The sequence below is a fragment of the Haloferula sp. BvORR071 genome (assembly GCF_000739615.1).
Lineage (GTDB): Bacteria > Verrucomicrobiota > Verrucomicrobiia > Verrucomicrobiales > Akkermansiaceae > Haloferula.
In genome coordinates this window covers 81,913-107,203 of record NZ_BATP01000003.1, presented here as the reverse complement: position 1 = coordinate 107,203, position 25,291 = coordinate 81,913, and the positions used below count along the sequence as shown (strand labels likewise).

General features: G+C 62.9%; 19 protein-coding genes. 7 read left to right on the top strand and 12 right to left on the bottom strand.

What is annotated here, in order from left to right; all coding sequences use genetic code 11:
* Positions 1-271: 271 nt before the first annotated feature.
* The gene (locus BV071_RS01430) at positions 272-817 is read right to left on the bottom strand and encodes a hypothetical protein (protein ID WP_035601135.1); all 546 of its coding nucleotides are present in this window, start codon (positions 815-817) and stop codon (positions 272-274) included.
* On the bottom strand, positions 814-5,604 hold the full coding sequence (locus BV071_RS01425) for a lamin tail domain-containing protein (RefSeq protein WP_035601132.1): 4,791 nt from the start codon (positions 5,602-5,604) through the stop codon (positions 814-816). Before BV071_RS01425 ends, BV071_RS01430 begins: the two co-directional genes overlap by 4 nt.
* Before the next feature lie 208 nt (positions 5,605-5,812).
* Here BV071_RS01425 and xylA point away from each other — a divergent pair, with 208 nt between their 5' ends.
* A complete protein-coding gene (gene xylA, locus BV071_RS01420; RefSeq protein WP_035601129.1) occupies positions 5,813-7,120 on the top strand; it encodes a xylose isomerase in 1,308 nt (435 codons plus the stop codon).
* Positions 7,121-7,356: 236 nt separating this feature from the next.
* Here xylA and BV071_RS01415 read toward each other — a convergent pair whose 3' ends face one another.
* The gene (locus tag BV071_RS01415) at positions 7,357-8,127 is read right to left on the bottom strand and encodes a hypothetical protein (protein WP_035601127.1); all 771 of its coding nucleotides are present in this window, start codon (positions 8,125-8,127) and stop codon (positions 7,357-7,359) included.
* A gap of 204 nt (positions 8,128-8,331) precedes the next feature.
* On the opposite strand from BV071_RS01415, the gene BV071_RS01410 reads away from it, so the two are divergent.
* The 3 genes from BV071_RS01410 (at position 8,332) to BV071_RS01400 (ending at position 10,927) form a co-directional block, all read left to right on the top strand.
* The gene (locus tag BV071_RS01410; RefSeq protein WP_265593929.1) at positions 8,332-8,703 is read left to right on the top strand and encodes a helix-turn-helix domain-containing protein; all 372 of its coding nucleotides are present in this window, start codon (positions 8,332-8,334) and stop codon (positions 8,701-8,703) included.
* Entirely contained in the window at positions 8,700-9,812 is a 1,113-nt protein-coding gene (locus BV071_RS01405; RefSeq protein ID WP_035601122.1) for an AAA family ATPase, read from the top strand. The genes BV071_RS01410 and BV071_RS01405 overlap by 4 nt, the downstream gene beginning before the upstream one ends.
* Positions 9,813-9,928: 116 nt before the next feature.
* Complete coding sequence (locus BV071_RS01400) at positions 9,929-10,927, top strand: hypothetical protein (protein ID WP_035601120.1); 999 nt, start codon at positions 9,929-9,931, stop codon at positions 10,925-10,927.
* On the opposite strand, the gene BV071_RS01395 is transcribed toward BV071_RS01400, so the two are convergent.
* The 3 genes from BV071_RS01395 to pstB are packed head-to-tail and all read right to left on the bottom strand — an operon-like array spanning position 10,898 to position 13,121.
* Positions 10,898-11,584, bottom strand: a complete 687-nt coding sequence (locus tag BV071_RS01395; protein ID WP_035601118.1) for a HipA family kinase — start codon at positions 11,582-11,584, stop codon at positions 10,898-10,900. The two genes, BV071_RS01400 and BV071_RS01395, sit on opposite strands and share 30 nt — an antisense overlap.
* A 3-nt stretch (positions 11,585-11,587) precedes the next feature.
* Positions 11,588-12,301, bottom strand: coding sequence for a phosphate signaling complex protein PhoU (gene phoU, locus BV071_RS01390; RefSeq protein WP_081885710.1), 714 nt, complete (start codon positions 12,299-12,301; stop codon positions 11,588-11,590).
* A 10-nt stretch (positions 12,302-12,311) separates the two neighbouring features.
* Complete coding sequence (gene pstB / locus BV071_RS01385; protein WP_052572740.1) at positions 12,312-13,121, bottom strand: phosphate ABC transporter ATP-binding protein PstB; 810 nt, start codon at positions 13,119-13,121, stop codon at positions 12,312-12,314.
* A 181-nt stretch (positions 13,122-13,302) separates the two neighbouring features.
* Between pstB and BV071_RS01380 the strand changes: the two genes are divergently transcribed.
* Positions 13,303-13,929, top strand: a complete 627-nt coding sequence (locus tag BV071_RS01380; protein ID WP_035601115.1) for a hypothetical protein — start codon at positions 13,303-13,305, stop codon at positions 13,927-13,929.
* Between the two features lie 10 nt (positions 13,930-13,939).
* Positions 13,940-15,358, top strand: a complete 1,419-nt coding sequence (locus BV071_RS32295; protein ID WP_052572739.1) for an inorganic phosphate transporter — start codon at positions 13,940-13,942, stop codon at positions 15,356-15,358.
* A gap of 110 nt (positions 15,359-15,468) precedes the next feature.
* On the opposite strand, the gene BV071_RS01370 is transcribed toward BV071_RS32295, so the two are convergent.
* Positions 15,469-16,212, bottom strand: a complete 744-nt coding sequence (locus tag BV071_RS01370; protein ID WP_075090820.1) for an ABC transporter ATP-binding protein — start codon at positions 16,210-16,212, stop codon at positions 15,469-15,471.
* A gap of 175 nt (positions 16,213-16,387) precedes the next feature.
* On the opposite strand from BV071_RS01370, the gene BV071_RS32290 reads away from it, so the two are divergent.
* Positions 16,388-17,461 (top strand): LysM peptidoglycan-binding domain-containing protein, encoded by a 1,074-nt coding sequence (locus BV071_RS32290; RefSeq protein WP_265593927.1) that lies wholly within the window; start codon positions 16,388-16,390, stop codon positions 17,459-17,461.
* Positions 17,462-17,585: 124 nt separating this feature from the next.
* Here the strand turns inward: BV071_RS32290 and BV071_RS01360 are convergent, their stop codons facing one another.
* From BV071_RS01360 to BV071_RS01340, 5 genes are all read right to left on the bottom strand, one after another.
* Positions 17,586-18,035: a hypothetical protein gene (locus BV071_RS01360; protein WP_035601113.1), complete on the bottom strand. Its 450-nt coding sequence runs from the start codon at positions 18,033-18,035 to the stop codon at positions 17,586-17,588.
* Between the two features lie 75 nt (positions 18,036-18,110).
* Complete coding sequence (locus BV071_RS01355; protein ID WP_035601111.1) at positions 18,111-18,449, bottom strand: DUF2149 domain-containing protein; 339 nt, start codon at positions 18,447-18,449, stop codon at positions 18,111-18,113.
* Positions 18,446-19,024 (bottom strand): MotA/TolQ/ExbB proton channel family protein, encoded by a 579-nt coding sequence (locus BV071_RS01350; RefSeq protein WP_035601110.1) that lies wholly within the window; start codon positions 19,022-19,024, stop codon positions 18,446-18,448. Before BV071_RS01350 ends, BV071_RS01355 begins: the two co-directional genes overlap by 4 nt.
* The gene (locus BV071_RS01345; RefSeq protein ID WP_081885709.1) at positions 19,021-22,953 is read right to left on the bottom strand and encodes a cobaltochelatase subunit CobN; all 3,933 of its coding nucleotides are present in this window, start codon (positions 22,951-22,953) and stop codon (positions 19,021-19,023) included. Before BV071_RS01345 ends, BV071_RS01350 begins: the two co-directional genes overlap by 4 nt.
* Before the next feature lie 3 nt (positions 22,954-22,956).
* Positions 22,957-25,188 (bottom strand): TonB-dependent receptor, encoded by a 2,232-nt coding sequence (locus BV071_RS01340; protein ID WP_052572736.1) that lies wholly within the window; start codon positions 25,186-25,188, stop codon positions 22,957-22,959.
* Positions 25,189-25,291: the final 103 nt, after the last annotated feature.

Here is a 25,291-nt window from a genome sequence, read left to right as displayed (position 1 = left end):
TTGCAATCGCACCCGAGGCCAAATTCAGGCGCAGAAATAGACAGATAGTCCACCATTGGAAGACTATCTTAAACATTACAACTTAGATTCAATTACTCATCCAATACCGCGAGCCAGCGAACAGCCATCGGCTTCGCCCTCCGGATTCAGGAAAATCAGGTCGTTAGAAATCTCTGCTGCGTAATCACGTCAGCCCTCGAGGAAGGGTTTATTCGCCGCGGAAAGGTTTTGGAAAAACCTCCCTCGTCCCGCCGAAACCTAATGGAAGCCGCTATTTCCGGATCACCTGGAGCACCTGGAGATCCGCTTGGGCCAGATCACGCTCGCCCGCGAAGTAGGCCTCGAGGATCTCAAAGGCCGCGGCTGCGGCGGAGATCCGCCGCCGAAACAGATCGCGGTCGGTTTTGCGCAAGTCCGCATCGTCGAGAGCCTCGACCAAGTGGCGCTTGAGCCAGACTTTCTTGCCGACGTAGCCCACCAACTCGCCGAGGACATCGAGGGCGTAGCGGCGCTGGTCGTCGGGCTGTGCGTCCATGATCCTGTGGCAGAGGAAGGCATGGCAGATCGGCGGCCGGCCGACGCCCAGCTTGCAGCCGCGGGCACCGAGGTAGCCGGTTTTTTCGTCGAAGGCTTGGCGGGAACCGTGGACCGCGAGCAGAAAGGGGCTCTCTGCCGCTTCCCGGCAGATCGCAGTGCGGCAGCAAGGCGTGGGGCAGACGCTGCAGTGCGGGGTGCACTCTTTCTCCATGACCCGCATCACGCCCCGCTCGAAGGAACGGTAGTCTTCGAGCAAGGCGGTGAAGTCGGGATCGGTCACGGGGCTGGCGTTATATCCTGAGCGTCAAGCCGCAGGAAGCCATGGTCAGTCACGGGCAGCCAGGCGCGGCGGTTTTCGATCACGCCGGTAGTAGAGACCAGCTCATCGTGCTCGGCGGGCACCCATGCCTGCAAGCCGATGGACTGAAGGGCCGAAAGGCTGCCATCGTCACGGTCCTTGCGGAGGGTGTAATCCAGCACGAAGCGCGGCTCGCCGTCATTCGGATCGATGCTGCCCGCCAAGGCAGTGAACGAGGCCGGCGGTGTGCCTAACAGGTATTCCGCGAGGTTCGACAGGCCGTCGCCATCCGGGTCATCGCCCTTGTCCCCTCCGGAGACCGGGAAGTTCGCGAACTTCCATGCAGCATAGCCGCTGGCTCCGGTGCCGGGAGAAGGCGCGTCCGCCGCCCATGCTGCCGGGTCGCTGCCCTGGAAGTAGATGCCCAGGCGACGGATCGCCGAGCCGGTGCCCGAGGCCGTGGTGGGCCATGGCGCGCTGGCGAGGTAGTTCACCTCATCCTCGACCATCAGGCCGATGTAGCCGGGCTCTTCCGCCGGTGGTGGCACCAGGCGGCGCAGGCGGACGGTGCCACCGCTATTGCCAAGCGTATCGTTCGCCGACCACGGCCCCGCGAGACGCACCGCGGCTGGCACGGCGTATTGATTGCGGAAGGCCGTTGCCTGGCCCGGCAGAAGCACTGGATCGAAGGAGACCAAGACGATCGATTCGCCCGATGCGATCGGATAGCTGGCCGGGAAATCGTAGTCCACGTCGCCACGCAGGGTCCACTTGCCGAGATTCTCCGTGCCGCTGCCGGTATTGGTGAGCTCGACGAATTCCGGGGAGCTGCCCGCGGGATGGTAGTGGATCTCGGTGACCTGCACGGGACCCACGCGCGGGGCGGCATTGGCCGCGCCAGGCGTGTAGGCCGCGAGCGGGACGTAGTTGCCGCTGCCATCCGGGGAAGCACCGTAGGAAACGCCGGCGAGCGTGGGCATGAACTCCACTTCGCTCTCGAAGTTCAGGAGCTGGCCGGTGCCGGGGTTTGCCGAGATGAGATGCAGGAAGCCACCGCGATTGCCATCGAGTGGCATTTCATTCGCGGGGCTGAAGGCTGTGTCCTCAAAGACCACATGGCCACCGGCGGGGATCACCGTGCCATTCGGAATGCGGAAGGTGCGATAGTCGGCCGCCGTCTCGACCGCGCTGGTATTGCTGAGGAACCAGCCGCCGAGATCGATGGGGCCGGCGCTACCGTTGTAGAGTTCGATCGCATCGTGGGCGGGAAGCACCGTATTCGCGCGGATCTCATTGACCGCGACGCTGGCCGCCGCCGCGGCTTGCGCCAGACCGGGACTGCCGTGCACTGCCAAGCTGGCACGCCAAGCGAAGGGCGAGTCGCTGGGACCTTCCGCGGTGAACTCAAGCGCGCTCCCCTTCCCGTCCGCCCGTTCCGGCCAACTGCCACCGTCGTCGTAGGCGAACTCGGCGATCACATTGCCCAAGTGATCCTCCAGGAGAATGGCATCACCGCCATTGTCCAAGCTGCCATCGCCCGACCAGGTGCCAGCGATGCGGGCTGCCGCGGCGGAACCGTAACGCAGGGTGAAGGCCGCGGCATTCCGGGCGACCACGGCGCGGGCACCCGGTGCCAGGGTGAAGGGCGCCAAGGTAATCGCGCTCACCGGCGCATCCTGGGCGAAGGAGACGCCATCCAGATTGATCGGCGCGGCGCTGATGTTCTTCAGCTCGATCCACTCGAAGTCGGAGGCCTGTGCTTCAGGCATTGCGGCAGCCTCAGCGGCATCCGGACCCAGCGGGTTGTAGTTGATACCGCTGACCACCAGGGTACTGGCCGTAGCGTAGGTTTCATTGACCAAATAGAGCGCATCCACCGGGCCGCTCCAATTCGTGGCCGGCACCGAGTAGCTGCCCGAGCGGAAGGCACGGGCCGTCAGCCTCATGCTCTCCGAGATGCCCACCGGGGTGCCGTTGTAAATTTGTGCGGAGCCCGAGGGATTCCCGCCTTCTGCACGCGGATCGCTCCCATCCGTGGTGTAGTAGACAGTGGTGCCCGCGGGGACAGCGATGGTCGTGGTCGAGCCTACCAGCACTTCCCCGGAAGCCCGGGCGATAGTCGGCTGCTGGGCGAACTGGGAGTCAATCCACGCAGAGCGCGCGGAGAGCCAGCTCTTCATATTGCCGACCTCCGTGCTGATGTTGTTAGAGCCTGCCGAATACCAGCGGGTATAGTCGCGGGCCGCCGGGTTATCAGTGTCGGCTGGCTTGAACTCGGCCAGATAGCCATCGAAGACGCTGTTCACATTGGCTGTGGCCAAGGGGCCCTTGCGCAGCTTCTGCCAGCGGTCCACGTAAACTTGGCGGAACTCCACGTCCGCAAAGAGATTCTGCCACCAGGCGAAGGTGAAGTAGTTCGTGGCGTCACCGGTGCCGATCCAAGTGTTGGTGTCGTTGTCGCGGCCATCGGTCGAATTCACCGAGCGGTCGAAGTCCCAGAGCGGCCCCGCCACCATCTTGCCAGCCCGGTCCTTGTAGAAATAAGCGCTGAGGCGCAGGGCATCGACGTTCTTGGCCAAGCCATTGAAGATGTTGTGGTCCGCCCATGAGGCGGAGTCGATGTAGTTGCGGTAGTTCCGCGTGCTGAAGTTCGTGGCGGCCTCGTTGTAGAGGGCGTCCTCGAAGCTCTGGAAATAGTTCTTCAGGTAGGTCGACTGCTGGGTCGCCAGATCCGCCAGCTTGGGGCGGTGGATCACCAGGTTGTCGCCACCGGTGCCGGCAAGCGGCAGGCCGCGGTTGGTCTTCCACGAGAACTCATCGCTCTCCGGAGAATCGACCTTGAAGATGAAGCCGCCGCTGACTCCCGGGTAGGTGGTCTCGCCCTTTTGCAGGTCATCGATATCCACACGGTCCGAGCCGCGGCGGATGGTCTCGCAGAGAATGTAAACGCCGCGGTAGTCGGAGCTCTGGTAGCTGAGCTGATTGCCGTCCTGATTGAAGAACACCTCCACCAGGCGTGTGCGCGGGGACCAGCGGCCGGCCTGGCGGCTCATCTCATAGATCCAGGCATTCCGCGAGAAGGCGCGGTCGAAGTCGTAGCAACCGACCAGCGCCCAGTCCTCTCCGGCGGGCATGCCGAGGATCGAAAGGTCCTTGCCATTCTCGTTTTCATCGTGGACTTCGACGCCGTAGGACTTCTTGGGGAAACCCGACGAGCTGCGGCCGCGGATGTTGATCGAGGCATTGAAGGTCTGCGGCACCGCGGTGGTGTTCAGCGTGGCGTAGCCGCTGGCATCGCGATCGTAGATCTGGACGCGGACATTCTCCTTCGGATCGCCGATCTCCCCGCCGCCGCGGTTGTTCAGCACCATGATCGGGAGGCTGGATTTGAAGAACTGGCCGCTGCTATTGTAGTTCGAGATGGTGGTGGCCACCGACTCGAAGTGGCGTGCGCCGATGAAGCCGAGCGCGCCGGTGGACGGGGCGTAGATGCGCGCCCGCACAATGGTGGAGGCGCTGATGGTGAAGGGCGCGCTGTAGAGCGTGGAAGCCGCGGTGGGAGTGCTGCCATCCATGGTGTAGCGGATCTGCTGGTCACCCAAGGCACCGCTGAGAGTCAGATTGAAGTTCGTGGTGAAGGTGCCATCCGCGCGTGAAAAGCCGACCTCCTGGGGCACCACCGTGCCGGAGGAGCCGGAGTTCTTGGCGCCGGGTGTGGGCGTGGCGAAGTAGCCCGGCGGCAGGGGCCCGCCCGCTGTGGCGACGGTGCCGGTGAGCTCCGGACGCAGCAGGAAGTCGCTCGAGCCCGTGGTTTGGTTCATCCCCTGGATGCAGAGGACGTTCTGGCCTTCCACCAGCAGGCCGCTGCTTTCCGAAACGTCGAAGTCCTCAAAGACGAGCGATGGGCTATCGCCGCGGCTACCCGTCGCGGCGCTGTTCCAAACCACCGGGGTGGGGCTAAGCCGACGGAGTTGGGTGCCGCCCGACATCAGCGGCTGGCCATTGAGCCAGGCGATGAAGCCATCGTCATATTTCATCCGCAGCTTGAGGCTGGAGACCTGGGCGCCAGCGGCGACAGTGAAGGGCACACGCAGGTAACAGGAGGCATTCAGCCCGGACATGGCGGCCTGGGTATTCCCGCCGCTGCCGATCTCCGGCAGATAGTTGGTGCCGGAGAGATTGGTGTCGTAGCCAATGCCCAAGGTCGCCGAGTTCCAGCCCGAGGGGACGAAGGATGGGTTCTTCCAAGTCGATGCCGGATTGGTCGCGGAGGTCGGCACCATCCAGTTGCCGGTGCTGGTCTGCGTCACCAAGGTGACCGACGCCTCATTCGTGGGGGTGCCGTAGGAGAGATCCGCGAATTGCGCCGGGAAGGAGGGGTTGAACTCGGAGACCGCCGTCTGGCCGTCCGGCTGGATCAGGCCGAGGTATTCCCCGCCCGCACCGAGGGAGAAATTCGTGTGCAACGGCTGCCCGGCCACCCGGCGATCTTTGCCCGAAGCGAAGACCACCAGATAGCCCTTCGCCGGGATGCTCACGGCTGGAAATCGCCACTTGGTCTTGGCGGCGGCACTGTCGGTGAGATACCAGTCTGACAAGTCCGCTGAAACGGCGTCTGGATTGTAAATTTCGATCCAATCCGAGCGGTCTCCATCGCCATCCTGAAGCCCGCTTTGGTTGCTGGCACAGAATTCGTTGATGACCGGGGTCGCGTTTGAAACATTCACCGCGGCCAGAAGCAGCAGCGCGAGGGCTTTAATGTAGCGCATTGAGAGAGTTACCGGGTGCAGCAGGGGTGATGGGTTTGGGCGGCCCAGTGTCGATTACGTCACAAAACAGCCGCCGGTTTAAGGAGTGTCGATGCACAATTTTGCACTCCTCTCCCGCATACGCTCTGCAATCAGAGCCATGTTTACGGAATCATACACAAATCTATTGTGGACTCCGGGCCCCTCTCGGCCTATTGGAAACGCACCCATGGCCTACTTCCCGGACATACCCAAGATCGCTTACGAAGGTTCCAAATCCAAGAACCCTTTCGCGTTCAAACAATACAATCCCGACGAGGTGATCGAAGGGAAGACAATGCGCGAGCACTTCCGCTTCGGCGCTGCCTACTGGCACGTGATGCGCAACGAGCTGGCCGACCCATTCGGCCCCGGCACCGCAGTCACGCCGTGGGACGACCACAGCAACTCGGTGGACAACGCCAAGAAGCGTGCGGACGTCTTCTTCGAGTTCCTCGATAAGATCGACATCGACTACTACTGCTTCCACGACCGCGACATCGCGCCGGAGCTGAACGACTTGGCGAAGTCGACCCAGGCGCTCAACGACGTGGTGGCGCACCTCGGTGGCCTGCAGAAGGCGACCGGCAAGAAGCTCCTCTGGGGCACTGCCTGCCTCTTCTCCCACCCGCGCTACTCGCAGGGTGCCGGCACCTCGCCGGATGCCCGGGTCTTCGCCTACGGCGCGGCCCAGGTGAAGGCAGCAATGGACGCCACCCACGCGCTGGGCGGTGAAGGCTACACCTTCTGGGGTGGCCGCGAAGGCTACGCCACGCTGCTGAACACCGACATGAAGCGTGAGCTCGACCACTTGGCCGCGCTGCTGCACATGGCCGTGGACTATAAGAAGAAGATCGGCTTCACCGGCCAGTTCTACATCGAGCCCAAGCCGCGCGAACCTTCCACCCACCAGTACGACTCGGACTCCGCAGCCTGCCTCAACTTCCTGCGGCAGTATAACCTGCTCGATCACTTCAAGCTGAACATCGAGACCAACCACGCCACGCTGGCCGGCCACACCATGGAGCACGAACTGACCGTGGCCATGGACGCAGGTGCGCTCGGCTCGATCGACGCCAACCAAGGCGACGAACTGCTGGGCTGGGACACCGACCAATTCCCGAGCGACCTCTACGGCACCACCAAGGTGATGCTGAAGTTGCTGGAGATGGGCGGCTTCACCACCGGTGGCCTGAACTTCGACGCCAAGCGCCGCCGTGAATCGCACGAGCCGGTCGATCTCTTCCACGCCCACATCGGCGGCATGGATGCCTTCGCCCGTGGCCTCCGCGTCGCCGCAGCAATCCGCGAGGACGGCCGTATCTCGAACTTCGTCAAGACCCGCTACTCCTCCTGGGACAACGGCATCGGCGCGGAGATCGAAGCCGGCAAGATGGACTTCGACCAACTCAGCGACTGGGCGCTCCGCAACGGCGAGCCCGTGGTGGCCTCCGGACGCCAAGAGCTGATGGAGAATATCCTCAATGAACTTCTGTGATCCGCGGCGGAGTTCTCGGGCTGATTAATTAATCAATCAATTCAGCTCCAAGCTCTCCGACAAAGATCACCTTCCAACGGGTGCCAAACGGCCCGGGACGCGAGTCCCGGGCCGTTTCTTTTTTGGGGTGAAGGCTTCGTCCGCCGTCCATCCATCCATTTGCCTAGGGGAATGGACGGATGGACGGGTCGAGCTGCCTTTGGACGGTTCGAGCTGCCTTAACCCGCCATTCATGCCTACTTCACGAGGGTGCACTTCACCATTTCCCATTCGTCGGGGCCCTCGCCTTCGCGAAATAAGCTTACCTCCTTCAAGTTATCATTGAGGTATTTGAAGAGGCAGCGTTTGCCCCCGATGATAAATCCGGGCTGTTCCCCAAGCAGCATTTGTCTTCCCGTGGCCTCCGGCCAAGGGCCACCCTCCGTGAAGGTCAGCGTGCGGTAGTTCAGCCGAAAGCTCATGCCTCCCTTCTCCGACTTCCACTCGCCGGACATTTTGAGAAAGGCGAGTCTCCACCCGGTCTGCTCGCTACTGAGAAAGTCATCCTCCTTGCGCGGAGTCCGCGACCAGCCATTGCGAAGGAGAACACGATATTCCGGAACCGCCTTGGGATCCGCGGAGTGGCGGATGAGCAACAGGTTCTTCTCGGGGAGGTCCCCTAGGAAAAGCTCATAGCGGTGGCTCGCGCTCAGGAAGTCCATCTGCTCCGAAAGCTCGATTTCCCCAAGCGCATCCAGATCTGGCCATTCGCCGCCGGTTTCCCATTTGACGCCGCGGTTGGCGAGCACGCCCCGGAAGCCACCCGTGGCCGTCGTCCAGGTTCCCGCGAAGTAGCCGAGATACTTATCCCAAACCAACCACGGTGAATTGATGAAGCCAGCCGGCGCCCGGTAGAAGGGCGACCGCTCGGCGGCGGCGGGTTCCGGGCCGGTTTCGGTTTGGGGCTGAGGTGCGTTCGGAGTTTGAGCCGGACACAGCGCGGTTAGCAGCAGGCAGGCGATGACCATAATCGCACAGAGCTTCAACGTCTGTCTGGTTTCCGCTTGCATATCGCATTCTGAGACGCCGCGAGCCGCGATGCAATTCGAAGCGATCTCTCCGCCGTCCATCCATCCATTCCCTTAGGCAAATGGATGGATGGACGGCGGACAGCGCCGATCCCGAGTTGCGCCCGTTACGCGACCGGCGTCCGTGATGTTCCGATGGCGTTCATGACAGCGAACAACATGAACGCCACGGCCAAGACCGAGGCAAACGGCGACAGCAAAGCCACCCCCACCCCGCCGCCTGAGGGCTACCTCAAGGGCACTGGCATTCCGGCAACCCTGCTCGATCCCCAGGCACCCGCCGATTGGATCCGCCCGAAAGAAGTCGCGGCCCGCTACGGCATCGGCCGCACGCGGCTCTATGCGATGATCGCGGAAGGACAGATCAAGTCCGTCTCCCTACGCAGCAAGGAGCAGCCGCACGGCACGCGCTTGATCTGCCGGGCCAGCTTGATCGCGCACCTGGAAACGCTGTGGGAGAAGAGCCGTGGCGATAGCAACGAGAAGAACGAGAGCCAGGAAGGAGGTGTCGCATGATCACCCTGCCTCCATCCTCCGAAGAAGCCACGCCCAAGGCCATCACCCGCGAGACCCTGCGCGCTGGCGCTGGCAAGCCGCCCGAGCCACCGCCGCCGCCGAAGCGCTCCTACCTCACCACTTGGACGCCCTCCGAGTTCATGGACTACCAGCCGCCGGAGGACTTCGTGCTGATGGGCGATTGCCATCTCACCCGTGGTAGCCTCACCGTGCTTGGAGGTTGGCCGGGCGTCGGCAAGAGCCGCGCTGCACTTGGTCTCGCGATTGCCGGGGCGCGTGGCGTGGAATGGCTGGGCCACCGCGTGCACAGCCGCTTCCGCAGCCTGGTGATCCAGTGCGAGAACGGCCCCTTCCGCCTGAAGCAAGAGTTGCGGGATGCGATGCCCGAGCGCGGCCTGGACGAGTGGATCAAGATCACCCCACCCCCGGCCTACGGGCTGGCCTTCCAGGAAGCGGCCTTTCGCATGGAGCTCACCGAGCTGATCGCCGCCTTCCAGCCGGGCCTCGTCATCATCGATCCCTGGAACCGCGCGGCGGATGGCGACAAGCAAGCCGACTACCGCAGCGCGCTGGATGGCATCTTCGAGTGCTTGCCGGAAGCGCCGGAGCACAAGCCGGCGATCATGGTGATCCACCATATGCGCAAGAAGGGCAGCGAGACCATCCGCAAGCACGGTCGCGACCTGCTGCACGAGTTGGCGGGCAGCTATCAGATCGGTGCCGCGGCACGCTGTGTCTTCGCCCTGGAGCCGGTGAATACCGACGTGACCGACGACACAGTGGTGCTCACTTGCTGCAAGAACAATGACGGCAAGGAAGGCGCGCCCAGTGCATGGTTCCGGCGGAATGGGCTCTTCGATCCTGCACTGGACTTCGACATGGAGGCCTTCCTCGATGGCGATGGCGTGAACCGCCGCGGGACCTTCGAGGAGATTGCCAAGGCCCTGCGCGGGATGTGCGGGGAGACGCAGAAGAGCGCGGCGGCCCGCCTAACAGCTGCTGGGGTCTGCGAGCGCAGCAAGGCCTATCAGATCATCAAGAGCTATCCCGAGCACATCGTGCAGGACGACAAGGGCAAGTTCTGGTGGCGGGAAGATGGGGACGGCTGAGAAGGAAGAAGACGCGTCCCTTCTTCCTTCCCACTTCATCTCTACATCCACGCGTCCATCCATCCATTCCCCTAGGGCAATGGATGGATGGACGGATTCCCACCATCACGGCTACCATGACCTCCGATCTCTCCCTCGATCCTTCCCGACTCGAGCGCCTGCGCCACTCCGGCACTCGCATGATCGCCCGCTGCCCTGCCTGCTCCGAACAAGAACACGACCGCAGCGGCGCGCATCTGGTGATCTTCCCCAGCGGCAAGTTCGCCTGTGCCGCCCATCCCGGAGACCGCGACCATCGCCGCCGGATCTTCGAGCTCGTTGGCATCCGTCGGAAGCTGAGTCTCCCTCAGGACCTCGCCAGCCTCCGCGCCCGCCGTGAGGAATACTCCCGCGAGCAAGCCAAGTTCCGCGATCGCCAACAGCTCCAGGAAGATGCCCGCGAAGAACTACGCGCCATCCTCGCGCGCCACTCTTGGGACTTCGCCGATGTCTGGCACGACTCACCGCAGATCCCGGATGGCGAGCTGGTGGAAAGCGACCCCCGCCATTTCCTCGCCACCCTCTTTCCGCCCGAGGCCCTGCTGTGGACCGGCGCGGTCTATCAGTCCGGCGGCACCCACGCCGCGCGCTGGCAAAGCTGCGCGACCTGGCAGCAGGTGCCGAAGAACGAAGTCGGCCCGCTGGTCACGCCCGCACACTGGCAGCCCGCCACCGATTCCCGCTGCGCCAGCGCCGTGATCGCCGCGCCCTACACCGTGCTCGACTTCGATGGCTTCGGCGGCGTGAAGCCGATTACCGCAGAGCAGAAGCAGGCCCACCTCCGCGACTCCCTCGCCATGATCCGCTGGATCCGGGAAGACCTTGGCTGGAAGCTCGCCGCCATCCTCTGGACCGGCGGCAAAAGCCTCCATGCTTGGTTCCACACGCCGCCGCCGGAGGTCCTTGAGTCGCTCGCGCTCACCGCCACCGAACTGGGCATCGACGCCGGCTTGATCGGCCGCCCCGAGCACCCCTGCCGCCTGCCGGGTTGGCGCCACGCCGGCACGGGTCAGTGGTCGCGGGTGCTGTGGCTAGAGCTGGGCCGCTTAACGCGAAGCCAGCAGCAAAGCCAATGATCCCCCGATCTCCTCCCGCGTGAAGCCCTCCTCGGCCAGCCACGAGTCCGGGACCTCGGCCAAGGTCGCTTCGACCAATTCACGTGTCAGTGGCTTCAGCCACGCCATGTCGAATAGATCCTCCCTGCCTTGGAAGATATGATCTTCAGGCAAGCTCGCCGCAGGAGCAGTGGCCCGCCTGAAAAGAAAGCGGCAGCCGCCATGATCGATGATCCATCGGCGACCATCTGAATCCCGCAGCAAATTGCAGCTCGCCGCGCTGCGATCGAGATTCGCGAAGACAAGATCAAGGGTCACCACCTGCGAGATGAACTCTTCAGGCAAGGCCTTCGCCTGCTCCGCGCTGAGCTGTGCCGCTTCCGGGATCCAACAGATCCCTAGATTCGCCCCCGGGCTCTTCTGGAGCAGGTCGTCGAACTCATCGGTCCCGAATTCCCAAGGATGATCCGCGGCGATCTCGACAATCCTCACATCCGGGACTGGCAGGCCGCTGAGATGGGCAAAGCGGTTGACCAGGAACTCGGAAAGCAAGGCCCCTGCCCCGTTCCCCGCGCCACGCATCTTGATTACGACCTGCTCGCCGTCCCGGGTCTCCGACAAGGTCGGAAAGGAACTGCCACGGAAGGTCTCAATGAAGCGGGCTAAAATCGCACGCATCGCTCACTCCGCCCGCACCTCGTCCGATACCGGTGGCCGGTTCTGCTTGTCGTGCCGGATGTCGCGCGCCTGGTCCAGATACACCGCGTCCTCGCCAATGTTCTTCGCGAGGTCGCCGATGCGCTCCAGCGAGCGGGCCACGAAGACCAGGTGGAGGTAGTCCTCCGCGCGCTCCCCACCCTCTTCCAGACGGGCGGTAAAGGTCGCGATCAGGCGCTTGTGCATCTTGTCCAGGTCCTTGTCGCGGAGCTGCAGGGACGCGCCGAGCTCGGCATTGCGGTCCGTGTAGGCGGACATCGCGTCGCGGAGCTGCTGGTCGGCCAGCGCATAGAGCGGCTCCAGGAAGGCAACTTCCGCACACTCGGAGCGGGAGAGCATCTTGCGGGCGCGCTTGGCGATGTTCGTAGCATGGTCGGAGACCCGCTCGAGGTTCGCGGCGCACTTCATGGTGGTGATCACCAGGCGCAGGTCGCTGGCCACCGGGTGGAAGCGCACCAGGGTCTCCATGCCGATGCGGTCGATCCGCAGCTCGGCTTCGTCGACTTCATCGTCATCGGCGATCGCCGCCTTGCAGCGCTCCAGATCGCGCTGCAGCAGACCCTGCATGGCGCGCTCCAGATTCAGCCGGGCCTGTCCGGCCATGGCGATGACCTCGTTTCTCAAGGAGGCGAAGGCTTGATCGAACTCGCGCAAAATATGTGGGGTATCCGAGTGCATGGAGAGGGATTCAGCCGAAACGGCCGCTGATGTAGTCGAGGGTGCGCTTCTGGACGGGGTTTTCGAAGATCTTGCGGGTGGTGTCGTATTCTACCACCTCCCCCAGGTAGAAGAAAGCAGTGCGGTCGGAAACCCGCGTCGCCTGCTGCATGTTGTGGGTCACGATCACGATCGTGTAGTGATCCTTCAGGCTGAAAATCAGGTCCTCGACGTGCGCCGTGGCGATTGGATCGAGAGCCGAGCAAGGCTCATCCATCAGGATGATCTCCGGATCCACCGCGATGGTCCGGGCGATGCAGAGGCGCTGCTGCTGGCCGCCGGAGAGTCCGGTGGCAATGTCGTCCAGGCGGTCCTTCACCTCGTCCCAGAGGGCGGCGCGGCGCAGGGACTTCTCCACGATCTCATCCAGCGCGGCCTTTTTTCTCTCGCCGAGGGTCCGCGGGCCATAGGCCACGTTCTCGTAGATGCTGCGGGGAAAGGGATTGTACTTCTGGAAAACCATGCCGACGTGGCGGCGGAGCTGCACCGGGTCGATCGACTTGTCGGCGATATTCGCGCCCTCGATGATGATAGAGCCCTTGGTCACCCGTGCGCCGGGAACGAGATCGTTCATCCGGTTGAAGCAGCGCAGCAAGGTGGTCTTGCCGCAGCCGGAGGGACCAATGAAGGCAACTACCTGATTTTGAGGGACGTCCAGCGTGACATTCTTGAGCACCTGCTTGTCCCCGTAGGAGAAATCCACGCCCTTCACCTGAATCGCCGGGATCCCCGCGGGTGCGGTCGAGTCGGCGGCTGGCGTCTTGGGGGCGTCTTGCGTCATCGGCGGGGTCTCGGGCCGTTTCCGCGGCGGGGCTTCGGTTAGCAGTGGCATGGCGGCTTGTAAAGGTCCCGCGCCCAGTCAAGTCTCTCGGGGCGACGGCCGCAATGTGTCAGGGAAATCGATCAGCGCGGCTTGCCACGTGTGACGTTTTCGCCACATATCCCCACGGAAACCTTTCTTCATGATCTCCATCCAACGCCTGTTCGGCAAAGAGGACCGCTTTTTCGACCTGCTCACCGCGAGCGCCGAGGAGGCGCGCAACAGCATCGTGGACCTGACCCAGGTCCTGCGCCACGAGCAGGAGCCCTCGCTCGAGAAGTTCGCGGAACTCCGCAAGAAGGACAAAGCAATCACCCAGGAGATCAATGACCTGCTCGTAAAGACCTTCGTGACCGCGCTGGAGCGCGAGGACATCGAGGCCCTGACCACCGCCCTCTACAAGATCCCGAAGACGGTCGAGAAATTCGCCGAACGCTACCAGATCTCCCAGGACCGCGTGAAGCAGACAGACTTCACCCGCCAGGCAGTCATGCTTGATGAGGCGACCTCGCTGGTGGTGCAGATGATCCACGCGCTCCGCAAGGGCATGGACATCGTGAAGATGAAGGAACTCAACGACCGGATGCAGCAGATCGAGGGCGAGGCCGACCGCTTGATCGTGGACTCGCTGCGGGATCTCTACAGCGGCAAGTATGATGTGCTGCTAGTGCTTATCATCTCAAATCTCAATGACCTGCTAGAGAAGGTCTTCGACCGCTGCCGCGACGTCGGCAACGTGGCCAAACAGATCGCCTACAAGAACTCCTGAAGCGCCATCCATGACGCTTATCCTTGTCGTCATTCTCATCGCGCTGGCCTTCGAGTTCGTCAACGGCTTCCACGATACCGCGAACTCGATCGCCACGGTGGTCTCCACCAAGGTGCTCACGCCACGCCAGGCGATCATGCTGGCGGCCTGCACCAATCTGGTCGGTGCGCTGATTGGCCATGCGGTGGCCAAGACGGTCTCGTCCGGCTTGGTGGATTCGCAGTTCGTGAACTCGCAGACCATCATCTGCGCGCTTTTCGGTGGGATCGTCTGGAATCTCCTCACCTGGTGGCTGGGCCTGCCTTCCAGCTCCACCCACGCCTTGGTCGGCGGCCTCTGCGGTGCCACCGTGGCGAATGCCCAGAACAACTTCGGCGCGATCAACAGGGACGGCGTGTGGAACAAGGTGCTGGTACCCATGATGGGCTCGCCAGTGATCGGGCTCGTCGGCGGCTTCCTCGTCATGACGCTGCTCTACGCCCTGCTGCGCAATGCCCGCCCGATGTGGGTGAACCGCTTCTTCGGCCGCGCCCAGATCTTCAGCGCCAGCTACATGGGCTTCGCACACGGCTTGGCGGATGCGCAGAAGACCATGGGCATCATCACCCTCGCGCTGGTCACCGCCACCACCGCCGGTTCATTCAACCATCTGCCGGACTTCCTCCACTTCCTGAAGATGGAGAAGACCCCGGTGGCGGAGCAGCTCCTCGGCACCGTGATCGCCGGCCAGCACACCCAGGAAACCGCCGCCGCCCTGGAGACGGAGGGCTTCAAGATGCGCTCTGGTGAATTCCGCGAGGCTTTCCTCTCCCTCGCCGCGGAGGTCCATCAATCGCTCGGCGATGAAGCCGGTGCCGCCCGCAGCCGTGGCGATGTGAAGAAGGACTACGAGGCCAACGTCGCCCATGAGAACGCACGCATTTTGCCGAAGCTGCCGATCATCGGTGAGATGGTCGCGGTCAAGGTCACCGACTGGCCCAAGACCCTGAAGTCCGAGGGCGACAAGGCTGCCAAGGACGGCAAGCCGCCGCTCAAGGCGATGGCCACCAAGGTCCGCGAACTCGCCCCCGACGTTCCGGTCTGGATCAAGGTGGTCTGCGCCTTGACCATGGCTGCCGGCACCTCCGCCGGTGGCTGGCGCATCATCAAGACCATGGGTCACAAGATGGTGAAGCTACAGCCGGTCCACGGCTTCGCCGCGGAGACGACCGCCGCTACCCTGCTCGCCGTTACTGGCAAGCTGGGGATGACCGTCTCCACTACCCACGCCATCACCACTGCCATCATGGGCGTCGGCGCGACCAAGCGCTTCAGCGCGATCGACATGGGCATTGTGAAGAAGATCCTGGGCGCCTGGGTTCTCACCCTCCCCGCTTCCTTCGCCGTGGCCTACACCGCGATGTGGCTGTGGCTGAAGATCGCGGGATGAGGTAGCCCGCACACGCCGTGTGCGGACGAAGCAATAATTGCTGCCCACCTCACCCCCAGCCCTGTGGACAGCGGACACTCATGCCCGCCTTTTGTCGCTCTAGCAAAGCCTCACGCCACCGGCTCTCGACCCGTCCCCCCGCACCTTAGGCATGCCCCATCCTCCGCCTCTCCCTCCTCGAAGAGATAGTCGGTCATGCTCCCGTCCTTGATCAGCAGCCTGCGGTCCCCCAAGGTCGCCAGGTGCTCATCATGCGTCACCACCACCAAGGTCGTGTCGCTCTCCGCCGCGAGGCCTAACAGCAGGTCCATCACCTCCTTGCTGTTCCGCGAGTCGAGATTCCCCGTCGGCTCATCCGCAAACAGCACCGGCGGATGATTCACCAGCGCCCGCGCGATTGCCACGCGCTGCTGCTCGCCACCGGAGAGCTCCGCTGGCAAGTGCTCGGCGCGATCCGCCAAGCCCACCCGTGCGAGCGCCGCACGCGCTGCATCATCCGCATCCACCCCGCCGATCGCTCCGGGCACCAGCACGTTTTCCAGCGCGGTCAGTTCCGGCAGCAGCAGGTAGTTCTGGAAGATGTAGCCGATCTTCGCATTCCGGAAGGCCGCCTGCTTCTTCGGCCCCAACGAATAGAGATCCATGCCGTCGATGTGCACGCTTCCCTGCTGCGGTCGCTCCAGACCGGCCAGGGTGTAGAGCAGCGTCGTCTTGCCCGCCCCGCTGGGCCCGCATAGGAAGACCCGCTCGCCGCGCTCGATCGTGAGATCGACCCCGTGCAGGACTTCGATGCTCTTCGCCCCGATGCGGTAGCTGCGGTGGAGATTGCGGGCTTGGATGACGGGCTCGGCCATGCCCGAGCCTCTGAAGCCAGCCTGAGGATGAACAGCCGGAATTTAGAGCTCTACCCTCTCCCTGCCGCTCTTCGAAAATCCCCTCCTCACCGAGAAGCACTTAGAACCTAAATATTAAGTATTCTTAAATTTTACTTGAGAGGCTTCAGATTTTTTGAAAATCTTCGAGCACGTCATGAGAGCACTACCGATTCTCGCCGCCATTCTCTGCACCGCGCCGCTCGCCAAGGGCGCCGCTTCGCAGATGGATCTTCTCCAGAGCCGTTGCCAGGAGTATGAGCGCCAGATTCGCCAGCTCGAGGAGGAGAACTCTCGCCTGAAGTCGCTGGTCAACACCGCCTCCAAGACCCCGGCCACTCAAGAGGCTCCGGTCGCCAAGAAGGAAGACGCCAAGGCAGTGGTCACCCCTGCCGCGCAGACCAAGGCCCCGGAAAAGGAGAGCACCGACGCCTACGGTATCGTCCGCGACGGTGACACTCTGGTGAAGCTGGCCAAGCGCCACGGCACCACTCCTGAGGCTATCGCGAAGCTCAACGATCTCAAGAAGCCCTATCCGATCCGTGCCGGTCAACGCTTGCGCCTGCCGGAGAAGACCGAGGCTGTCGCTTCCACCAAGTCCGAGAAGTCGGAGGTTGCCGCTGTCGCCGAAGCATCCACCAAGCCGGCCGCACCGAGTCGCAGCAAGCACACGGTGAAGGACGGAGAAACCTTCTACAGCATCGCCCGCCATTACCGGATCGGCGCCGAGGCTCTCCAATCTGCCAATCCTGGCGTCAAGGCTACTGCCCTGCACACCGGTCAGGTCATCAACATCGAGAAGCCGGCGGATACGCCTGCTCCGGTCGCGAAGTCTTCTTCATCCAAGCCGGCAGCCAGCACGCCGAAGACGGCTGCCAGCAAGCCCGCTGCGGAAAGCCCTAAGGCTCCAGCACCAGCTCCGAAGCCGGCGGCTGAGAAGAGCAGCGAAACAGCTGCGAAGACCAGCGAAGCTCCGAAGCACGCTGCTGCTGAGACCGCCGCGAAGACGCCGGTCGCTTCCGAAACTCCCGCTCCTTCCCCGGCCCCAGCGCCGGCTTCCAATGGCCCGCGTATCCACACGATCGCCATCGAGGAGAATACCGATCTCGCGGACTTTGCCGCAGCACACGGCACAAGCATCGCGAAACTTAATGCCCTGAATGGCCTGAACCTAAACTCCAGTACAGTCCTTGCAAAGGGATCGGAGCTGTATGTTCCCGCCCAGCCTTGAGAAAGCAGTTCCGCTTCCTTGGTGACGGCCTTTTTAGGACATGGCACCCGCCCGGGATTCGTCCCGGGCGGGTTTTCCTTTTTCGCCAGCTTTGAAGCAATGAGCACCTGGGGTCCACCCTCACTCAAGCTTGGATCTCATCGGCCTCGCAGGCGCGCCACCACTCTTCAAGGGCATGAGCATCTTCCTCGTAAACGATCACCGCGTCCGCGGTGACGAACAAGAAGTTGGTGAACCACAGGCAGATCATCCAAGGCTCCTTTTGCGCGCCTAACAGCTTCTGCAACCGGACACAAAGATCGCGGTCCAGATACCTATCGTTCTCAAAGGCAAGGTCGATGAAGCGGGTCGAATTGTGCCCATCGTAAAGGGTGTAGTCACCCTCATCCGCACCCGAGTCATAGGAGGAGAAGCCATCCGACAAAACCAGTTCGAGATTCTCGATAAGCCCCCAGAACTCAGCGCTGAAGTCCTCCGCCGACTGTTTGGCGGAATCCAAGGGATTGAAGTCCCTTTCGTTGTAGAGGGCCAGGAACTCTTCCTCACCGCATTTCCGGATCGAGAGCTTGGACATAACCGTTCCGTAACTTTTCAAGCTGAGACTGCCAAGCGTTCAGCACGCTGCTTTCCAGACTTCTGTCCCAGGCGCTCAGCGCGAGGCTTCCGTCTTGTCGGGCACGTAGATGACTTCGCCGGATCTAAGGCGATACGCTGTGCCGAGCCGCTGCCCTTCGCCGCCGGAACTCTCCTCGCTGCTGCGGTAGCGTTCGAGGGTCGCCCCCTGCTCGGGCACGGTTTCCATTCCGGGATCACCTTGGGATTTTGCGAGCGAGGCATCCTGCTTCTTCGCGAGATTGCCGTAGCTCACGATCGCCAGCAGCAGGGCCACCGCGAAGGCGATCCAGACGTCGAAGAGATTGAGCAACCCCCCGCCGGGGTCCTCGTCGGCGCCATGGTGCCAGCGGCGTTGGCTGCGCTTCTTCCTCATGGCTGCGTTTCGGAGGCTTGGGGTGCGAGCACGTGCTCCAGGTCGCTCATATCCCGGTCATACCAGTTCCGGCGCACCGTGTTCACGGTGTAGGCCATACAGCCGATTAACACGCCGATCACGGTAGCGGTGAAAGCGACCACCAGATTGCCAGAGAGCAAGCGCATGTCGCCGGAAGCAAGCCCGGTCAAGGCGGGCCCCAGGGGAATCAAGGTGCACATCAGGCCAAGCATCGGCGCAATGCGGGTGATCCAAGTGAGCTTCGACAAGCTGGCGGCCACCGTCATTTCCAGATCCTCCACCACCTTGTCACGCTGGCCGGGATAGGCGGCATCCAGCATCGCGAAACGCGCTGGCAGGCCGTGAGGGCAGGTCTTGAGATGACCCAATGCCCCGGGCAGATCCTTCCGTGCCCTGGCAAAGGTCCGGCGCACGCTGCCCCGCGAGAAGACTTCGCGGATCGCCCCGCCGCTCAGCCACAGGGTCCAAGCCCCCAAGCCGAGCAACGCGACCAGTGTCGGCACGAGCAGGGCATTCGAGATCTGATAGAGGGCGTTCTGAAGGGATTCCATCATGGCATGCCGGACTTGAAAGCGAAGCCACCGATAAGCAGGAGCACGCAAGCCGCCAAGGCCGCATATTCCCAAATCGGACGTGGCGCAGGCGGCTGCGGCTGCGGCTTTACTTGCGATTCAGGAGTTTGCTTCACCTGCTCCAGCTTCTGGCCCGCCACTTTGTCCGGGCCGGGCGCAGCGGCGGATTCGGCTGCCTTCTCCTTCAGCGCTTGTGCCAACTCCGCACCGCGCGCGCCGCCGGTCGAGACCAGCGATTGGCTGGCGTAGTCGCGCAGGTGCTCATTCCCGCCGCCGACCAGGCCGCCGGACTCGCCGTGCTTCGCCACGGATTCGCCGTAGACCCGCGCCAGCTCGGCAATCTGCTCGGGAGTCGCTTCCCACACGCCTTTGCGCGCGGACTCCAGCAGCGTGGCCGCTATCTCCTGCAGGGCGTGCGGTGAAACCTCCTCGAAAAACTTGTCCATATCCAGCTTCTCGCGATCGCGGATGTAGGTCTCGTAGATGTCGTTCCAAGTACCCTGCCCCACACTCCCCGGCCGTGTGACCGACCAGCCGAAGGTGTTCTTCACCAGCTCCGAAATGTGCCCGGCACCGGCATAGCCGTTGCCCTTCATGCCTTCGATCCACTTGCGATTGAGCAACTCGGCCTGAAAGTTCGCCGCCAGCACTTCGTTGAAATCGCGGATGCGCGCGCCGTTCGGATCCCGCACGTCGGAGATGAAGGCGGCGGGCTCCTTTCCGGTCACCTTCTTCACCGCCATGCTCAGGCCACCGAGGTACTCGTAGGCGTGGTGGTTGGAGAGCTGGCTGGTCATGTTCGAGGCCCAGACCCGCAGCAGCGTATCGGTGCCTTGCATCGCTTCCTCATAGAGTCCGTCCACCTTGCGACCCCAGGCATCGCCGCTGTAGACGTAGCTCATGTTGTCCATGTAGACGCTGGTGATCTGATCATCGTTGTCCCACACGCCGGAGCGCGGCACGAGGTAGAGGATATTCGTGCCACTGACATTGCCCGGCTTGGTGCCAAAGATGCGCGCCACCGAGAACTTCCCTGCGTCCTCCGCGGTAAAGCCCTTCCCCGCAAGGCGTGAGCGCATTGCATCCGAGTGCGCGCGCACGGGATTGTCGGTCTCCTTCGCCTCGGCGGCGAGCTTCACCGCCTTGTCGAGCAGCTTCACGCGCGAGGGGAAGTTCTCCTTGTACATCCCGCCCATGGCGATGAAGACATCGACGCGCGGACGGCCCAGTTCTTCCGCCGGGATCAGCTCTACATCGATCACCTGATTGGCACTGTTCCAGACCGGCTTCACGCCCAACAGAAAGAGGATTTGCCCCTCCATCACGCCGAAGTCGCGCATGGTGTCCATGCCGTTCAGGTCGATGCCAATCTTCTCCGGCTTGCGGGTCGCCAGCAGCTGGCCGACGAGTTGGCGCGCCACTTCCCATGCCGGGCGCGTGGGGATTTCCTCGGGATTGAGCGAGTAGAGATTCCGACCGGTGGGCAGCGTCGCCGGGTTGCGGATCGGCTCGGGTCCCGGGCCGGCTTCCAGATAACCACCGGCGAGTGCGTGCAAGAGGCCATCCACTTCCACCCGGCCGTTCATCAGCTTCGCGAGCGTCGTGCGCGCCAGCTCCACATCCTTCTCCAGTCCCGGCGGCACGGGCTTCCCTGACGATACCTCCTTCAGCGACTCTGTTAGAAAAGCGGCCGCCTTGTCGCGCAGTTCTTGTTGGTGACCGTCGCGCACGGACTCAGTCTCTCCAATCGACTTCGCATAATGATCGAGGAAGTCCTTGCCCAGAATCGAGACCAGATAGGGCATGCGGTCCTGCTCCAGCGGCGGCTCACCCAGCACATGCAGGCGCACCGGCGTCTGTGCCTCGTAGAGTTCGTGCAGGTGATCGTCCAACTTGCGGATCGCCGCATCATCCAGTGGCTCTTGGCCGAGCTTCCGGCCAGGGCTTGCGGTTTCGTCGAGATGCTCGGCCTCGGCCAGCTTGGTGATGTTCTTGCGGAATTCCTCGCGCAGGAGGTTTTTGTCGAGCGTGTTGAACTTGTGGATCTCCTCGTGGAGATTCTTGAACTTGTCGCCCAAGCCTGCACCCACCGTCGCCGGTGGCAAATGATCGGAGAGCAGCGCATAGGAGCGGCGGCGCGCCAAGGTCGACTCGCCGAGGTTATCGGTGATCCACAGGTCGATCACCGGCAGTTTGCCCACGCAGATGTCGCTCCAACTGTCCGCCGAAAGGCCGGTCTCCTTGCCTGGCAGCAGCTCCAGCGAACCGTGCGTGCCCCAGTGGACGATCGCATCCGCCTTATACTCGCGGTCCAGCCACCAGTAGAAGGCCAGGTAATTGTGCGGCGGAGGCAGGTCGCGCGAGTGCAGCAGCTTGTCGTCCTGCTTCTCTGCGCGTTCCGGCTGCGGCATCAAGATCACGTTGCCGAGCTTCAAGCGCGGCAGCACGATCTGCGGCTCACCATTGCGCTGCACCACCATCAGTTTTCCCGGTGGCGGGCCGTGCTTTTCGATCACCGCCTTCTGGCTTTCCGGTGAAAGCCGCTCCTCGAACCAGCGTTTGTAAGTGGACAGCGGCACCAGCACCGGATCCGCCTCGTCCGCCTGTTTTTCCAGATCACCCTGCGCCCAAGGACCCAGATTGCGGCCGCCATGGCGGATGCGGTCGATCAGCTCCGCAGAGGTCGCGGGCAAATCCTTCACCGCATAGCCGGCCTTCTGCATCTCCGGCAGGAAGCGGACCATGCTCTCCGGTCCATCGAGGAAAGCCCCTGTCGGGCTACCACGCATGAAGTCGTCCTGGCCCAAGCTCTTGTTGTAGTAGATCAGCGCGAGCTTCTTCTCTGCATTCTTCTTGGCATGCAGGGCTGCCCAGCGTGCGGCGCGCGCCGCGAAGGTCTCCACTCGCTCGGGGATCGGCTCATGCAGGCGGAAGCCCTGGATGTTCGCCTTCAGCCCTCCAACCACCACCGGCTCGATGGTGCCCCAGGATTCCTGCAGCGACATGAACATGCCGATGTCCTTCGGCGTGAGACCCATCGGGTTCGCCTGCCACTCCGCGACCGTCGAGCCGAGCATCGAGATTGGCCGCAAGTAAGGCACATCCAGTTGCTTGAGGATCGCATTGCTCTCCCAGGTCGAGCCGTGGCGATCTTCGATCAGCACGTCCGGCTTCGAAGAAGCGACGAGCTGGCCAACCTTGTCACCATGATCGCCGAAGATGACCACGGCATTCAGCCCGGCTTTTTCCAGCGCCGTGATCTGCGCATCCACCACCTTGAGGTCACGGGTAATCCAGAAGGATTGCTGGATCACCATCACCGCGGAGGGCTGGCCATCTTGCCAGCGGCCCTTCGATTTCTTGAAGGCGCGGTAAGCATCGATGGTCTCGAAGGCCTCCTCTTGGGAAGGATCGTAGAAGCCGGACTCCGGGATCATCACCGGTGGCTCGACCTTGCGCGGCACACCCAGGTAGGTGTTCTCCACGTAGGCGATCATCCGCCGGATATTCGTCGTGCCATTCGGCTTCCAATAGGAGACCACGGCATCATCCTTCTTCAGCAGGCCCGCCTTCTCCAGATCCACGTGGCTGCTGCGGGTATCCAGGGGAATCACCAGCTGCTTGGGATTCGCCGCTGCGGCATTCTTGAGCAGCCCGGTGAGCTTCGGCGACTCCGTGTCGTCGATATTCAACACCAGCACCACCGAGAAGGCCCCGATCTCCGCCTCCGTCAGCTTGGTAAACTGCGGCGTACGGTAAAAGGACGCGTTCAGCCCAGCATCCTGGCAGGCGTCATGCAGTTGCGGCATGGACCGGTCCCACACGTCCAGGAAAGCCACCCGGGCGGGATCCGCCCGGGTGATCATGGACAGCAGGCAAAGCCAGAGCGCGGCGAATAGGAAGCGTCTCATCGATCAGAAACCAAGCCGGGCACCGATGGCTGCACCAAAGCCGGGGGCCTCACGCTGTTGCTGCGAATAGGCCTCGCGGTAATGGGCGTCGAGCACATTGTTCAGATCCAGTGTGAGGTCCAGCGTGCTCTCAGGCCGCTCCCACACCTTCATCCCGCCGCGAATGTTCGTCACGGCGAAGCCCGGGATGCTGAAGTCGGCACGCAGCGGCAAATTGGTCGTGGTATTCGGCGAGCCCAGGCCGGGATCGGTCGAGAAACCGGAGTCCTGCTCATCGCGGATCGAATGGCGGTCGAGCTTGGCGGCCATGACTTCCACGATTTCCGCCCACCACTTGCCGGAGGGCGATTCGTAGCGCAGGCCGACCGTGCCATTGAGCGGTGGGATGAAACGATAGGGGTCGTTCGCGGTGGTATCCTCGCCACGCAGGTAGGTGCCATTGCCGAAGGCGGTCCAGCCTTCCGCAAAGCGCCAGGCCACAGCCGTCTCCACGCCGGCCACGTAGCCGCTGCCGATGTTCGCATTGCGCGAGGCCACGAAGGTCCCCTGCCCCGGAATCGTCACGGTGCCGGACTCCACGCTGCCTACCACATCGGTCAGGTGCGTGTAGTAACCGGTGAGTGAAGCGGCGAAGCATTCGGAATTGTAGCGCGGCCCTGTCTCGATCGTGATGCTGCGCTCCGGATCCACGCCCGGTGCCGGCACGGAGGCGATGCGGCTGGAGAAGACCGGCGTGCCAGCACTCAGCACATCCGAATAGGTCGGCGCGCGGAAGCCGCTGCCCACATTCGCGGCCCAACTGAATTCGCTGTTGATGTCGTAAATCGTGCCGAGGTTCCAGGTGACGGAATCCCAGCTCTTGTCCATCCGGAGGTCATTGATGGTGTAGCCAGCATTCGGGATCACGTCCAAGAGCTCCGGCTCGGATTGGATGTGGCTGTTCTCATAGCGCAGGCCGCCGGTGATCAGCCATCTCTGGACCGGCCGCCAATTCAGCGTGGCAAAGGTGTCGAAGACGTCGTAGCCGCCATCCGGCGTATTCCCCGCCGGCTCGGTGAGCTTCAGCGCACCCGTGGCCTTCGTGACCGTGTAGAGCGCCTGGCGCGATGCGAGGTCTTCATCGCGATAGTCCACGCCAGCGATGAGGCGCACTGGCCCCCACTCCTTGGCATTCTGCAAGCCAATCCCCCACACATCCTGGTCTTGGTCGCGGCGGGTGTTCGAGAAGGTCTTGGTATTCTCCACGCGTCGGTCGCGGAGCGCATCGTAGAAGTGGTAGTAACCGTAAGCCTTCAGCTCATCACTCCACTCGCCCAGATTGCTCAGGGTGTAGTCGATCTTGCCGATGCCGCGGCGCTCGCTGGGGCCGAAGATCCGCGGCACGCCGCTGGAATTGAGCTTGGACTGGACGTAGCTATCCACGTCCTCACGGTCATTGTAGATCCAGCCGATGTGGAGCAATTGGTCCTGAGTGGGCCGCCACGCAAAGTTGGCATAGCCACCCAGCGCATTGAAGCCGGAGGGATCAGCCGCACCGAAGTCGGGGCCGTGATAGTCGGAAACCTCCTGACGGGTGATGCCGCCGGAGAATGCCACCGTTGAATTGCCGGCGTGGAAATCGAAGGTCTCGGTGTTCTCGTCGTTGTTGCTATTGTAGCGCCCGTACACTGCACCTCCGATCAGGGGGTTCCCGGAGAAGGTCGCAGGCTTCGAGAAGACGTTGATCACCCCGCCGATGGCATCGCTGCCATACTGCACCGAGCCAGAGCCGAGCACGACCTCCATGCGGTCGACGGCCCCCACGGGGAACTGGTTGAAGAAGCCGTTCGGTCCGCTGAAGAGCGCGCCGTTGTTAATGCGCACGCCATCCCACAGGTAGATCACGCGGTTGCCCATCTGGCCGCGCAAGATCGGCGAGCCCTGGGCCGCCACATTCGGTGCCCAGATCCCGGGCTGCTCCTTGAGCATCTCGATCGGCAGGGTGGGCTGGCGGCGCTCGATATCCTCGGAGTCAATGACCCGGACCGTCTGAGGGACGTCTTTGATCTTCTCCACCACCCGGGAGGCGGTTTCGGCCACGACCACATCTTCCAAGTGCTCAGCTTCTTGCTTCTTCTCGGGCTTGGCCTCTTCCTTCTTGGTTTCAGGGCTGTTCTGGGCAGCAAGGGGGGCAGTGAAAAGCGCTGCGACGAGCAGGACGTCGCGGAGGGGGCGCAGAGCGGGATAGTGGATCATTGAAAGGGGCGTGCTGGGGATAGATTGATTCTGACTGGCAACGCCCATCCCGATTTCCTCTTAGAGAAATTTCCGAGAAAAATGGCAACATGACGGAAGCCCG

Excerpts from the sequence above, each read along its gene's own strand:
- xylA (WP_035601129.1), top strand. The coding sequence starts at position 5,813 with ATGGCCTACTTCCCGGACATACCCAAGATCGCTTACGAAGGTTCCAAA.
- phoU (WP_081885710.1), bottom strand. The coding sequence starts at position 12,301 with ATGCACTCGGATACCCCACATATTTTGCGCGAGTTCGATCAAGCCTTC.
- BV071_RS01370 (WP_075090820.1), bottom strand. The coding sequence starts at position 16,212 with ATGGCCGAGCCCGTCATCCAAGCCCGCAATCTCCACCGCAGCTACCGC.
- pstB (WP_052572740.1), bottom strand. The coding sequence starts at position 13,121 with ATGACGCAAGACGCCCCCAAGACGCCAGCCGCCGACTCGACCGCACCC.
- BV071_RS01415 (WP_035601127.1), bottom strand. The coding sequence starts at position 8,127 with ATGGTCATCGCCTGCCTGCTGCTAACCGCGCTGTGTCCGGCTCAAACT.
- BV071_RS01360 (WP_035601113.1), bottom strand. The coding sequence starts at position 18,035 with ATGTCCAAGCTCTCGATCCGGAAATGCGGTGAGGAAGAGTTCCTGGCC.
- BV071_RS01400 (WP_035601120.1), top strand. The coding sequence starts at position 9,929 with ATGACCTCCGATCTCTCCCTCGATCCTTCCCGACTCGAGCGCCTGCGC.
- BV071_RS32295 (WP_052572739.1), top strand. The coding sequence starts at position 13,940 with ATGACGCTTATCCTTGTCGTCATTCTCATCGCGCTGGCCTTCGAGTTC.
- BV071_RS01345 (WP_081885709.1), bottom strand. The coding sequence starts at position 22,953 with ATGAGACGCTTCCTATTCGCCGCGCTCTGGCTTTGCCTGCTGTCCATG.
- BV071_RS01350 (WP_035601110.1), bottom strand. The coding sequence starts at position 19,024 with ATGATGGAATCCCTTCAGAACGCCCTCTATCAGATCTCGAATGCCCTG.
- BV071_RS01425 (WP_035601132.1), bottom strand. The coding sequence starts at position 5,604 with ATGCGCTACATTAAAGCCCTCGCGCTGCTGCTTCTGGCCGCGGTGAAT.
- BV071_RS01405 (WP_035601122.1), top strand. The coding sequence starts at position 8,700 with ATGATCACCCTGCCTCCATCCTCCGAAGAAGCCACGCCCAAGGCCATC.
- BV071_RS01410 (WP_265593929.1), top strand. The coding sequence starts at position 8,332 with ATGACAGCGAACAACATGAACGCCACGGCCAAGACCGAGGCAAACGGC.
- BV071_RS01340 (WP_052572736.1), bottom strand. The coding sequence starts at position 25,188 with ATGATCCACTATCCCGCTCTGCGCCCCCTCCGCGACGTCCTGCTCGTC.
- BV071_RS01395 (WP_035601118.1), bottom strand. The coding sequence starts at position 11,584 with ATGCGTGCGATTTTAGCCCGCTTCATTGAGACCTTCCGTGGCAGTTCC.
- BV071_RS01380 (WP_035601115.1), top strand. The coding sequence starts at position 13,303 with ATGATCTCCATCCAACGCCTGTTCGGCAAAGAGGACCGCTTTTTCGAC.
- BV071_RS01355 (WP_035601111.1), bottom strand. The coding sequence starts at position 18,449 with ATGAGGAAGAAGCGCAGCCAACGCCGCTGGCACCATGGCGCCGACGAG.
- BV071_RS32290 (WP_265593927.1), top strand. The coding sequence starts at position 16,388 with ATGAGAGCACTACCGATTCTCGCCGCCATTCTCTGCACCGCGCCGCTC.